Genomic DNA, 11,908 nt, shown 5'->3' on the forward strand with positions numbered 1-11,908 from the left:
TATCCGTTATAAATAAATTTACTTAACTCCAAATTAAAATAAAAGTAGTGTGACGTAATCTGGGCTAAAAAGCAAGTGTTAAAAACGAAAAAACATCAAATTAAATTGGCTAATTTTAGCATTCGAAAAAATCAATTATTTAAATGAAAAAAATACTGCTTATACCCTTATTAATGATGAGTTTAAATGCTATGGCACAAAATGTAATGACTCCAGAACTACTTTGGAAACTAGGAAGAGTAACTCCTTTAGGTATTTCCAAAGATGGAAAAAATATAGTTTACAAAGTAACAACTCCTTCTGTTCAAGAAAATAAATCGGACACAAAATTCTACATTTTACCCGTAAATGGTGGAAATCCAACCGAAGTAAAAGAGACTAAAGATCTATTAAAAGACAAGAACATTTCTCCAGACGGGAAATATATTGTTTACAATGAAGAAGTAAAAATCGAAAAAATTCACGGAAAAGATTTTTATCCTGAACTGGAAAAATCAGATGTTCAAATCTACGATGGCTTGAATTATCGCCATTGGGACACCTGGAACGAAGGTAAATACAACCATGTTTTTTACAAAGAAAACAAAGAAGGCGCAACGGGAATTGACATTCTGAAAGGAGAAAATTTTGACAGTCCACAAAAACCTTTTGGTGGAAACGAAGATTACATTTGGTCACCAGACAGCAAAAGTATCCTTTATGTAAGTAAGAAAAAATCAGGGACCGAATATGCAGTTTCTACCAACACCAATATCTTCGAATACAATCTGGAAACTGGAAAAACTAGCAATCGAACCGAAGAAAATCTAGGATATGATATTGCTCCTCAATTTTCTCCTACAGGAAATTTGACTTGGTTACAAATGAAACGAGACGGTTATGAAGCCGATAAAAACGACCTGATTGTTAGTTTCAAAGGAATGAAAATGAACCTAACGGCAAATTGGGACGGTACTGTCGATCATTTTATCTGGAGTAGTGACGGAAAAAAAGTCTATTTTGTGGCGCCGATAGACGGTACAAAACAATTGTTTGAAGTTAATTTTCCGGGTCTTGCAAAAATAGTAATTACCGTTCGTCAAATCACCACTGGAGAATTTGATGTCAATGATTTAGTTGGTTTTTCTGGTGACAACATTATTGTAACGAGAACTGATATGAATCATGCTGCGGAAATTTTTTCGTATAATTTAAAGAAAAGCACTTGGAAACAATTGTCCAATGTCAATACAGCAACGTATAATTCTTTGGCGTTAAGCAAAACCGAAAGAAGATATGTAACGACTACGGACGGTAAAAAAATGTTAGTTTGGGTGGTACTTCCGCCTAATTTTGACGCCACAAAAAAATATCCAACACTTTTGTATTGTCAAGGTGGGCCACAGTCTCCATTGACACAATTTTATTCTTACCGATGGAATTTACAGTTGATGGCTGCCAATGGGTATATTGTTGTTGCTCCAAACCGTCGCGGTATGCAAGGTCATGGCGTGGAATGGAATGAGCAAATCAGTAAAGATTGGGGCGGACAAGTAATTGATGATTACCTATCTGCAATTGATGATGTAGCGAAGGAAAAATATGTTGATGCAACACGTTTAGGATGTGTTGGCGCCAGTTACGGCGGATATTCTGTTTTCTATTTAGCCGGAATCCACAACAACCGATTCAAAACTTTTATTGCCCATGACGGTATTTTTAATACCCAAAGCATGTATGGAACTACCGAAGAAGTTTTCTTTACCAACTGGGATTTTGGCGGTGCTTATTGGGAAAAAGATAATGCTGTTGCACAAAAAGCTTATACAACATTCAATCCAATGACGCTGGTAGAAAAATGGAATACCCCTATTTTAATTATTCAAGGCGGAAAAGATTTTCGTGTACCAACTGGACAAGGACAAGAAGCTTTTCAAGCGGCACAATTACGAGGAGTAAAAAGTAGATTTTTGTATTTCCCCGAAGAAAATCATTGGGTATTAAAACCTCAGAATGCTCAGGTTTGGCAAAGTGAATTTTTCAAATGGTTGAAAGAAACTTTGTAGATTTATATATCGATAGAAAACAAAAAACCTCACTTTTCAGTGAGGTTTTTTTTATATTTTGAATTTACTATTCCGGATCGTTCATTTTGAAAGTATCCATAAATGCAGTTGTGTACTCTCCTGCTATGTAACGAGGATCGTCCATCAATTGTCTATGAAACGGAATTGTCGTTTTTATTCCTTCGATTACAAATTCATCCAAGGCTCTTCTCATTTTACTAATGGCTTCCTCACGAGATTGAGCAGTAGTAATAAGTTTTGCAATCATTGAATCGTAATTTGGTGGAATAGTATAGCCTGAATACACGTGAGTATCTAAACGAACTCCATGTCCACCTGGCATATGTAATGTTGTGATTTTCCCCGGAGACGGACGGAAATCATTATAAGGATCTTCTGCATTAATTCTGCATTCGATCGCGTGTAATTGTGGCAAGTAATTTTTACCCGAAATAGGTATTCCAGCAGCAACCATAATTTGCTCACGGATTAAGTCATAATCAATAACCTGCTCCGTAATTGGGTGCTCCACTTGAATACGGGTATTCATTTCCATAAAGTAGAAATTACGGTGTTTGTCCACCAAAAATTCTACTGTTCCAGCACCTTCATATTTAATGTATTCGGCTGCTTTTACAGCTGCTTCACCCATTTTTACACGCAACTCATCTGTCATAAATGGAGATGGAGTCTCTTCGGTTAATTTTTGATGACGTCTTTGAACGGAACAATCTCTTTCAGAAAGATGACAGGCTTTTCCGTAAGAATCACCTACTACTTGAATTTCAATGTGGCGTGGCTCTTCGATTAATTTCTCAAGATACATTCCGTCATTTCCAAAAGCTGCCGCAGATTCCTGACGTGCACCTTCCCAAGCTTTCAACAATTCATCTTCTTTCCAAACGGCTCTCATTCCTTTTCCACCACCACCAGCAGTTGCTTTAAGCATTACTGGGTAGCCAAAATCTCTTGATAATTGTAAAGCTTGCTCATACGATTCTAAAATTCCTACTGAACCTGGAACACAAGGAACACCTGCTTCAATCATCGTAGCTTTTGCGGAAGCTTTATCTCCCATTCTATCAATCATCTCAGGAGAAGCTCCAATGAATTTGATACCATGCTCTTGACAAATTTTAGAAAATTTAGAATTTTCAGAAAGGAATCCGTATCCTGGGTGTATTGCATCTGCATTTGTAATTTCGGCAGCGGCAATAATATTTGACATTTTTAAATAGGACAAGTTGCTTGGAGGTGGTCCAATACAAACCGCTTCATCAGCAAACTTTACATGTAGACTTTCAGCATCTGCAGTAGAATAAACGGCTACTGTTTTTATACCCATTTCCTTGCATGTCCTAATTACGCGTAACGCAATTTCCCCTCTATTGGCAATCAATATTTTTTTAAACATCTTTATTTGAAATTTTAAATGTTGAATTTTAAATTTTAAATTACTTCAAATAACGAAAACTCATCATTCAAAATTTATAATTTATAATTTATAATTTCTTATGATGGATCTACTAAGAATAACGGCTGGTCAAATTCTACTGGAGACATATCGTCAACCAATATTTTTACAATTTTACCAGAAACTTCAGATTCAATTTCATTAAATAATTTCATGGCTTCAATTACACAAAGCACGTCACCTTTAGAAATTGTTTTACCTACTTCAACAAACATTGGTTTATCTGGAGATGGTTTTCTGTAAAAAGTTCCAATAATTGGAGATTTTATGGTGATATAGTGCGCATTTTCTACTACTGGAACTTCTGGAGCTGCTGCAACCGGAGCAATTTGTTGCGGTGCTGCTGCTTGTGGAAGTGTAGCTTGAGCTGGCATTTGTTGAACATACGTGGTCTCAGTTACATTCCCTTCTAAAGTTGTTCTGATGGTAATTTTTACATCATCCATCTCTAATTTAACTTCTGCAACTCCTGAATTTGCTACAAACTTGATTAGATTTTGAATTTCTTTTAAATCCATAATTATTTGTTTTTAGTTTAAATTTATTTTTTATCGTATGCCCATTTTAGATATATAGATCCCCAAGTGAATCCACCTCCAAAAGCAGCCAAAATTATCGTATCTCCTTTTTTGAATAAATGTTCAAAATCATTAAGGACTAATGGTAAAGTCGCAGAAGTTGTGTTTCCGTATTTTTCAATATTCATCAGCACTTTAGAATCTTCTAAATTCATTCTATTTGCTGTTGCATCGATAATACGTTTATTGGCTTGATGAGGAACTAACCAATCAACATTTTCATTGGTTAAATTATTTCTTTTCAGAATTAATTCACTTGAATCAGCCATATTGGTTACAGCATATTTAAATACTGTTTTTCCATCTTGAATAATATTGTGTTTATTATCTCTTACCGTTTCGTAAGAGGAAGGAAGTAGAGAGCCACCAGCATCAATCTTTAAAAAATCTCTTCCGATTCCATCACTGCGTAAGTATTCGTCTTGCAACCCTAATCCTTCATAATTAGGTTCAAACAATACTGCTCCAGCTCCGTCTCCAAAAATGATACAAGTTGATCTATCTGTGTAATCTACGATAGAAGACATTTTATCAGCACCAATTAAAAGTACTTTCTTGTATCTTCCGGACTGTACGTACGCTGCTGCAGTTGACATACCAAATAAGAAACTGGAACATGCTGCTTGCAAATCATATGCAAAAGCATTTAAAGCTCCTATTTCGGTTGCTACATATACACCTGTTGCAGCAACAGGCATGTCTGGCGTTGCAGTTGCCATTATCAACAAGTCTATTTCTAGAGGGTCGATATTGGCTTTAGCTAATAAATCTTGTGCAGCTTTTATTGCTAAAAAAGAAGTTCCTTTACCCTCTTCTTTGAGGATTCTTCTTTCCTTTATTCCTGTACGAGAGGTTATCCACTCGTCATTGGTGTCAACCATGGCCTCAAGAGCTTTGTTAGTTAAAACAAAGTCTGGAACATAGGCTCCAACAGCGGTTATTGCGGCTGTAATTGTATTCATTGTATGCGATTATTTTTTGTCAAATGTTGCCATTTGAAAAATTTTTAAAAGACTTGAAAATTACAAAAAAAATTCCATTCTCATTTGATTTGGAACTTCTTATTTAACGAAAATTATAAACAACAAAAAAACTCTCACGATGTGAGAGTTCGAATATCATTTACAAAAATGTATTAAGCAACAGCTACAGATTTATCTATAACAACTTGCCCTCTGTAATACATTTTACCTTCATGCCAGTAAGCTCTATGGTATAAATGCGCTTCTCCTGTGATAGGACAAGTAGCAATCTGTGCTACAGTAGCTTTGTAATGTGTTCTTCTTTTATCTCTTCTTGTTTTGGAGATTTTTCTCTTAGGATGCGCCATTTTACTATATTATTTATCCGTTAATAGTTGCTTTAATTTGTCCCAACGTGGGTCAATATTTTCTTCTTGTTTATTCTCTTTTTTTACTTCTTTTACTATAAGTTCATTAAGTTTAGTCAAAGCTTCTGTTTTTAAACTTCCATCTTTAACACCTGGATGAACCCGCCTTAGAGGTACTGACAATACTACCATTTCATAGATGTATTGTGCAATATCTATTTCAAACTCCCCATGAGGTAAAATCAACAATTCTTCATTGTCATTATTATATTCCTCGCCAAAACGAACAATTAAATTCATTTTGCCTTTAACTGGTAAGTCAAAATCTTCGCTTGTCAAGTCACAAGGTACATTTACTACCCCTTTATGCTTAAAACTTAATTCTAACAGCGTACTTTTTTTCTCTAAAACTACATTTACTTTGATATTTGAATCTTGATATTCATTATAATCAAAGATTTCAAAGAACGAATTATTTATTTGATACTCAAAATGATGTTTTCCTAGCTTTAATCCTATAAAAGGTATTAAAAATTCTTTTGTCTTCTTCATTTCAACAACATTTTGACCCTAAACTTCGGGAGTGCAAAGATATAAAATTATTGCAAATCTAATAATGTTATTCACTTTTTTTTGTTCACAACTGTTTTTCTTTTGTTTTCAATGGCTTCACACTGATTTCGGCATATTGATTTCTCGAATGATAAATATCAATTGCAAGATATACAGCCTCTTTGAACGAGTTAAAATCAGCCACTCCTTTTCCAGCAATATCGTAAGCAGTACCATGATCCGGCGAGGTTCTTATTTTATTCAAACCCGCAGTATAATTCACGCCATTACCAAACGATAATGTCTTGAAAGGAATTAATCCTTGATCGTGATAGGCCGCAATAATAGCATCGTACTTCTCATATTGACTACTTCCAAAAAAACCATCCGCGGCAAAAGGACCAAAGACCAAGGTTCCTTTGTCAAATATCTTTTTCAATGTTGGCTTTATAACCAAATCATCTTCGGTACCAATAACACCTCCATCACCACAATGCGGATTCAATCCCAAAACAGCTATCTTAGGCTTATTAATACTAAAATCTTGTATTAATGATTGCTTAACCGTTTCAATTTTTCTTTTAATCAATTCTTCCGTAAGATGAGAAGCCACTTCACTTAACGGAATATGATCCGTCAAGAGCCCTACTCTTAAATTATCCTGAACCATCAACATAAGTGCATTTCCCTCAAGTTCTTGGTCTAAATAATCCGTATGCCCCGGGAATTTAAACTCTTCCGACTGAATATTGTACTTGTTTATAGGTGCAGTCACCAATACGTCTACAAGACCATCTTTCAAAGCTTTGGTAGCCGCAACAAATGATTTTATAGCATATTCACCTGCTTTAGGATCATTTACCCCTAGATTCAGATCAACTCCTTCTCTCCAAAGATTGAGAACATTAATCTTTCCCGGAACAATTTGATCTAGTTTATCAATTCCATGCAATAAAGAAGCCGATTGAAAACTTTTCTTCACGAAAGACAACAACTTAACATTAGCAAAGATAACAGGAGTACACAACTCTAACATACGAGAATCCTCGAATGTTTTTAAAACAACTTCGCTTCCAATACCGTTTAAATCTCCTATAGAAATCCCAACGATTATATTTTCTGCTTTTTTCATCATGACCTAACGTTATTTATTGCTAATTTTGAAGTGCAAATTTAGTAAAATAAAACAAGAAATGTTTACAGGAATCATAGAAACCCTTGGCACCATCCAAGAAATAAAAAAAGAGAACAGTAATGTTCACATAACGATGAATTCATCGATTACCAGCGAACTACAAATTGACCAAAGCGTTGCTCATAACGGAATTTGCCTTACTGTTGTTGCTATCAATGATACTTCCTATACCGTAACCGCAGTAGATGAAACGATAAAAAAAACAAATCTGGGCGATTGGAAAATTGGAGATAGCGTTAACCTAGAAAGAGCAATGAAACTTGGCGACAGACTTGACGGACACATCGTACAAGGACACGTAGACCAAACAGGAACCTGCATAATCGCAGAACAAACCGATGGAAGCTGGATTTACACCTTTGAATACAACGAAAAACTAAACAACATAACCATCGAAAAAGGTTCAATTACCGTAAATGGCGTAAGCTTAACCGTAGTGAATTCTAAAAAAAATGAATTTAGCGTAGCCATAATCCCTTACACGTATGAGCACACTAATTTCAAAACCTTTGAAGTTGGTACAAAAATAAATCTTGAATTTGATGTAATTGGCAAATACGTTTCTAGACTATACGCTAACAAATAACTCGCAACAACACTAAAAACAAAAACCCCATTTAAATTGGGGTTTTTGTTTTTAATATATTGGTGTAAATGATATAAATTCCAAATAATAATGAAATTGCAATTATTATAACACTATTTTCATCAATAGACAATCCAGGTGGTGGTGGCGGTTTTTTTGACGTAGGTGCAGGAGGACCAGAACCTCCAGGACCAGCAAAAACATCCACAATCCCAAAAAGGAAAATGATTAAAAAATAAAATTTATTTGACTCAATTTTCATCGGCTTCAAAAATAGTAAATTTACTGAAATAAAAAAATCTATAAAATCACAAATAAGAAAGTCTTATCCCTAACATCATAACAAAGATACGTGTTTTAGTCCAACTTGGTTTTTAGTAAAAAAAGAAAAACCCTCTAAAACATTTGTTTTAAAGGGTTTTGTGGTCCCACCTGGGCTCGAACCAGGGACCACCTGATTATGAGATAGACTATTAATGTTTGTATTTAATTGCATTTAGCTTCAAAGCTACTGTATTATAGTTATTTATCATTTTTAAAAAATATTTTTGTTTCATCCTGCTTCACAATATGTATGCATTTGTTGTACGTATGTTGAACTTTTAAAAATATTAAAAATGAAAGCTAGTGTAAAAATCATCCTAAAAAAAACAATGCTTAATGATGGCACTTTTCCAATTAATTTAAGAATAACGATAAACAGAAAATCGAAATTCTACAAAACCCCTTACAATGTATTACCAAAATTTTGGAACAACAAAGCAAATGAATTTACATCTAAATTCCCTAATTATTTACAATGTAATCGAATATTAAATTCAATAAAACAAGATGCTTCCAAAATAGTAAATATAATGATTGAGGAAGGTCATAGCTATTCTCTTGAATCATTTGACTCTTTATTTAGACCTGAAGAAGTTAAAAAACTAAGCTTTATCGCTTATTTTGAGGAGAGAAAACTCCAATTAAAAGAATCTGGAAAAATAAGTTCAAGCTGTTCCTATCGTGACACCATTTCTGCTCTTATGAGATTTAGATCAACAATTATAACTTACGATTTTACAAAAATTAATTACGATTTTCTAATAGCTTTTGAATCTCATTTACGAGCTCATGACTGTAACGATGGTGGTATTGGCGTATATATGCGCAATATTAGAGCAATATATAACTCAGCAATAAAATCTAAAATTGTTTCTAGTGAATTTTATCCTTTTAAAGATTATATAATTTCAAAATTGAAATCCAGTAAAGTAAAGAAGGCTTTAAGTAAACAAGATTTACAACTATTACTGGACTATGACATATCTGAAAACAAAGAGGGCGCGAAAGCATTGTATGCTTATCTATTTAGTTTTTACTGCCGAGGTATGAATTTCACAGATGTAGCTGAGTTAAAATGGGAAGATGTTGATTTAAGCAGTTTTTCGTATATTAGAAATAAAACGCAAGTAAAATTAAATATAAAAATTCCAACTAATAATTATACGAAAACTATTCTAAACTACTTTAAAATTTATCGACCATTTGATACCGATTATATTTTCCCAATTTTAGACAAAGATGAAAAGCTATACACAAAAGAAGAATTGAGAGATAGAAAAAAAAGTGTTTTAAATTATTATGGGAAACTTCTCAACATTATTGCACTCCAATGTGGTATTAAAAACAAAGTGACTTTTTATACTGCTAGACACACCTTCGCAACAATATCTTTAAAAAAAGGTATCAATACCATCATGATTAAGCAAGCCTTAGGACATCAATCTATTAAAACAACTGAAACTTATTTAGAAGATTTCAATACTACAGATTTAGATTTCGCCTTTGAGAACTTAATCTAAAATTATTGGAACTTTCTAATACAAAAACTTCATTTTTTACGAATGTAATTATAGTTTCTGATAAACTTATTTTTTTATAATAAGAAGGATTATCGATCCACGATTTTTCCTTTTATAATTTTCACAAAGAAAAAAAGAAAAAAAAGAAAGTCCTCGCAGTAGTGGAGGTTTCAAAATAAGTCAAGTTTTTTTGAAAAAATACTACCACAATAGTTTTCAAGAATAGAAAGTGTGATTGTATACTGAAGAGTAGTTATGGAAATGTGAGGGTGGAGATTTTTTCAAAAACCCGTAGGGCTTGAACTTTACTTTTTGAAACTGGAACTTACCTTTACTTTCTTTTTTTTATTTTTTTTTCGAAGACGAGTGTTGTTGTTTACCGTTTTTAGGGGGAGTTCTTATGGAATCGGCAATCAAACACCCCCAAGCACCGCAGAAAATAATAATTGTAGCGATAGCGGAAATTATTATTTTTAGAGGAGCGAAGTGGCGGGGTTGCGGCAATCGAACAGCCACCCTAGGCCGAGAACGAAACGTAGTCCCGCTTTTTCTGCGGGACGAAGTGCAGAGAAGGGCTAGGAGCGTGAAACGGCGGGGTATAAAATAATATAATCAGCCCCTTTTCGGGGCGTTCCTTAATTTAGTGCAAAGTGCTAACGGAGCCAACCCCGATGGCTGTGCGAAGGAGCAACCGCCGAAAAAATAAGGGGCGATAGACACAATAGTGCTGGAATGCAGTGGAGCGTAGCCTGCGGAGTGAAACGAAATGAAGCGGTATTGTGGATGTAATAGCCCCGACGAATGCAGGAAGCGACCGTGTGAAGACGAGGAACGAAACAGCGCAAAAAAAAGAGCTGCTTTTTTTCTAAGCTGCTCTTTTTTTTGTGCTGTGAAGTGCCTGTGAAACGGACGAAGGAGGCTTTTTCTGCCGACGACCGACTGGAACAGCCGAGCGGAACAAAGGAAGCGACCGGAGGGAGACCGCTTAATTGCCCGTGATGTTAAATGATACTTTGTTTTGGAAATGAATCTTTTTTTTGAAATTAACTGGACGCATTAATAATGTATTCCAATATTTCTATTTCTTCTGAAGTTAATTCTATATTATGCTCTAGATAATACTCATCATCTCCTATTTTTATTGCACTCAAAAATACTTCATAATATTGTGAATTAAATATTGGTGAATTATTTTTAAATATATCGAAATCCCTACTGTTGAAAGAATGATTTTTTTTAAGTGATTTTGTACTAGTGAAGTACCAGTGAAATCCTCCGATACAATATATTTTAGTCAAGTTTTGTAAAAGCATTGTCATTGAAACCGCTACCAAATCATTTTTGTCTAATAAGTGTCTTTGAGATAATATTTCTTCACAAGCTTCTCTATCAACAAAATCATCTTTTACCAAAGCCAATACAGAAGGAATCATTTCTTCGTTTTTTATAATGTCATTGTAATAGCCTTGATAGATTTTAGTTTTTTTATATGACTCAATATTAGTTTGACCAATGTATTTTTGAATGAATTCACTTGTGAAACTCTCCGTAATTAATTGTCCAGTCTTGTTGTAAATTTCTTCGTCAAGAAGTAATAATGGCAGTGGGTCAACAACTAATCTATAAACAGCGACAGCACCAATACTTTTTATTAAGAAAAATTCAAAGTCAGAAATTATTTTTTCTTGATTTTTTGAAAAATCATCTCCCCGATAAGTATAGAATTTATTCAGTCCTTGCTTATGAATATATTTATTCATTCGTTGTTTTACTTGCTCAATTTCATTGAAGAAATCTTGCATTTCTTTTTTGATATCAGCAAAATCACTTTTCCGATGATCTAATTGATTTATCATTTGATTGTGAAGTGGGAAGCGTTCTTCCTTTTTCCACTTTATCATCTCTTTTTTTCTATTCGGTTCATTATCATCAACAAAATAAATTGTAGTTGTTGAAATTTCCAATGATTGTCTAAGGGAATAAAAGGCACAATCAAAATAACCTTTTTCAAAAAGTGCAATAGCATTTATAATGAGTTGAACCGCTTCTTGAAAAAATTGATTTGAAAACATGGCATCAAATCTCCCAGTTCCTCCCCATTCAATATTATTTAAATCTCTATAATAATCTTCTTTTCCAGCAATTGGACTAGGTATTAAATATTGAGATTCCTTATGTTTTATAAAATCAAAACTCATTGATTTAGTTTTTTTTTATACAATAGTAAAACGTATTGTAAGTTTATAGCTGTGTCGGGTCTTTTCTATAAAATATGAACCTTTTAATTATTACTTTTTGAAGAGT

At 33.8% G+C, this 11,908-nt stretch carries 11 protein-coding genes; 3 read left to right on the plus strand and 8 right to left on the minus strand.

Going from position 1 to position 11,908, the window contains the following annotated elements; all coding sequences use genetic code 11:
- Positions 1 to 143: 143 nt before the first annotated feature.
- On the plus strand, positions 144 to 2,045 hold the full coding sequence (locus QLS65_RS03160) for a S9 family peptidase (protein WP_282715149.1): 1,902 nt from the start codon (positions 144 to 146) through the stop codon (positions 2,043 to 2,045).
- Between the two features lie 67 nt (positions 2,046 to 2,112).
- Here QLS65_RS03160 and accC read toward each other — a convergent pair whose 3' ends face one another.
- The 6 genes from accC to pdxA all read right to left on the minus strand — a co-directional run bounded on the left by accC (position 2,113) and on the right by pdxA (position 7,114).
- Complete coding sequence (accC, locus tag QLS65_RS03165) at positions 2,113 to 3,459, minus strand: acetyl-CoA carboxylase biotin carboxylase subunit (protein WP_282710974.1); 1,347 nt, start codon at positions 3,457 to 3,459, stop codon at positions 2,113 to 2,115.
- 98 nt (positions 3,460 to 3,557) lie between these two features.
- A complete protein-coding gene (gene accB / locus QLS65_RS03170; protein ID WP_099714177.1) occupies positions 3,558 to 4,037 on the minus strand; it encodes an acetyl-CoA carboxylase biotin carboxyl carrier protein in 480 nt (159 codons plus the stop codon).
- A gap of 23 nt (positions 4,038 to 4,060) precedes the next feature.
- Positions 4,061 to 5,059 (minus strand): beta-ketoacyl-ACP synthase III, encoded by a 999-nt coding sequence (locus QLS65_RS03175; protein ID WP_282715151.1) that lies wholly within the window; start codon positions 5,057 to 5,059, stop codon positions 4,061 to 4,063.
- Positions 5,060 to 5,232: 173 nt separating this feature from the next.
- Positions 5,233 to 5,427: a 50S ribosomal protein L32 gene (gene rpmF, locus QLS65_RS03180; protein WP_007137315.1), complete on the minus strand. Its 195-nt coding sequence runs from the start codon at positions 5,425 to 5,427 to the stop codon at positions 5,233 to 5,235.
- Between the two features lie 9 nt (positions 5,428 to 5,436).
- Positions 5,437 to 5,979 carry a YceD family protein gene (locus tag QLS65_RS03185; protein ID WP_282710978.1) on the minus strand — a complete coding sequence of 181 codons (543 nt, stop codon included), beginning with the start codon at positions 5,977 to 5,979 and terminating at the stop codon, positions 5,437 to 5,439.
- A gap of 85 nt (positions 5,980 to 6,064) precedes the next feature.
- The gene (gene pdxA / locus QLS65_RS03190; RefSeq protein ID WP_282715153.1) at positions 6,065 to 7,114 is read right to left on the minus strand and encodes a 4-hydroxythreonine-4-phosphate dehydrogenase PdxA; all 1,050 of its coding nucleotides are present in this window, start codon (positions 7,112 to 7,114) and stop codon (positions 6,065 to 6,067) included.
- Positions 7,115 to 7,172: 58 nt separating this feature from the next.
- Between pdxA and QLS65_RS03195 the strand changes: the two genes are divergently transcribed.
- Complete coding sequence (locus QLS65_RS03195; RefSeq protein ID WP_282715155.1) at positions 7,173 to 7,760, plus strand: riboflavin synthase; 588 nt, start codon at positions 7,173 to 7,175, stop codon at positions 7,758 to 7,760.
- 31 nt (positions 7,761 to 7,791) lie between these two features.
- On the opposite strand, the gene QLS65_RS03200 is transcribed toward QLS65_RS03195, so the two are convergent.
- Positions 7,792 to 8,022: a hypothetical protein gene (locus tag QLS65_RS03200; protein WP_282710981.1), complete on the minus strand. Its 231-nt coding sequence runs from the start codon at positions 8,020 to 8,022 to the stop codon at positions 7,792 to 7,794.
- Between the two features lie 355 nt (positions 8,023 to 8,377).
- On the opposite strand from QLS65_RS03200, the gene QLS65_RS03205 reads away from it, so the two are divergent.
- Positions 8,378 to 9,604, plus strand: a complete 1,227-nt coding sequence (locus QLS65_RS03205) for a site-specific integrase (RefSeq protein WP_282715157.1) — start codon at positions 8,378 to 8,380, stop codon at positions 9,602 to 9,604.
- Between the two features lie 1,043 nt (positions 9,605 to 10,647).
- Here QLS65_RS03205 and QLS65_RS03210 read toward each other — a convergent pair.
- Positions 10,648 to 11,802, minus strand: a complete 1,155-nt coding sequence (locus QLS65_RS03210) for a hypothetical protein (RefSeq protein ID WP_282715158.1) — start codon at positions 11,800 to 11,802, stop codon at positions 10,648 to 10,650.
- Positions 11,803 to 11,908: the final 106 nt, after the last annotated feature.

This window comes from Flavobacterium algoritolerans, from assembly GCF_030010385.1.
GTDB classification, from domain to species: Bacteria; Bacteroidota; Bacteroidia; order Flavobacteriales; family Flavobacteriaceae; genus Flavobacterium; species Flavobacterium algoritolerans.